1 protein-coding gene is annotated in these 1,272 nt (G+C 50.4%); it reads left to right on the top strand.

From position 1 onward, the window contains the following. The coding region (locus ACX0G9_RS31640) for a catalase (protein WP_459068999.1) at nucleotides 1–1,272 on the top strand (1,272 nt) is incomplete at both ends.

Here is a 1,272-nt window from a genome sequence, read left to right as displayed (position 1 = left end):
CCAAAACCGATGACCTTTCACCGGATACAGAGAACGGCACCGGGGAATTTATGACCACCGACCAGGGTGTGCGGATCAATGATGATCAGAACTCACTGAAAGCGGGAGATCGCGGTTCTACGCTCCTGGAAGATTTTATACTACGTGAAAAGATCACCCATTTCGATCACGAACGAATTCCGGAAAGGATCGTACATGCCCGGGGATCGGGAGCACATGGCGTCTTTGAACTCTACAAACCGCAGAAGGCGCTTACCAAGGCAGGATTTTTGAACGATACCAGTATAAAAACCCCCGTCTTTGTGCGGTTCTCCACCGTTGCCGGCTCACGCGGCTCAACCGATCTGCCCAGGGATGTCCGAGGTTTTGCCGTTAAATTTTATACGCAGGAAGGTAATTTCGACCTGGTGGGCAATAATATGCCGGTATTCTTTATCCAGGATGCGATTAAATTTCCCGATCTGATCCATGCGGTCAAACCGGAACCCGACAGGGAAATTCCGCAGGCAGCTTCTGCGCATGACACCTTCTGGGACTTTATTTCCCTGATGCCGGAATCCACCCATATGATCATGTGGCTGATGAGCGACCGGGCCATTCCCCGTAGCCTGCGTATGATGGAAGGATTCGGGGTTCACACCTTTCGCCTGATCAATGAAAAAGGAGAATCGAATTTTGTAAAATTCCATTGGAAACCTTTATTAGGGATACATTCGGTAGCCTGGGACGAAGCGCAAGTCATTTCCGGCAAGGATCCGGATTTTCATCGCCGCGATCTCTGGGAGGCCATCGAAAGCGGTAATTTTCCGGAGTGGGAATTAGGCATACAGGTAGTTCCGGAAAAAGATGAACATGCCTTTGACTTCGATCTGCTCGATCCTACCAAACTGATCCCGGAGGAACTGGTGCCCGTGCAACGGATCGGTAAAATGACGCTCAATCGTAATCCGGACAATTTTTTTGCGGAAACAGAACAGGTCGCCTTTCATGTCGGCAATATCGTTCCGGGCATAGATTTCACCAATGATCCCTTGATGCAGGGGCGTTTGTTCTCCTATACCGATACACAGCTCATCCGTCTGGGAGGACCGAATTTTCACGAGATTCCCATCAACCGGCCTATCGTACCCGTGCACAATAATCAGCGGGATGGGTTTATGCGTCAAACCATCAACACCGGCAAGGTCAGTTATCATCCCAACTCCATGGGAGGCGGATGCCCCTTCCAGGCAAAAATGTCGGAAGGCGGGTTTAGTTCCTATGCCGAAAGGA

It is taken from the genome of Flavitalea flava (assembly GCF_054461575.1).
The sequence above is the reverse complement of the archived record's forward strand: the minus strand, read 5'-3'. Positions and strand labels throughout refer to the sequence as shown.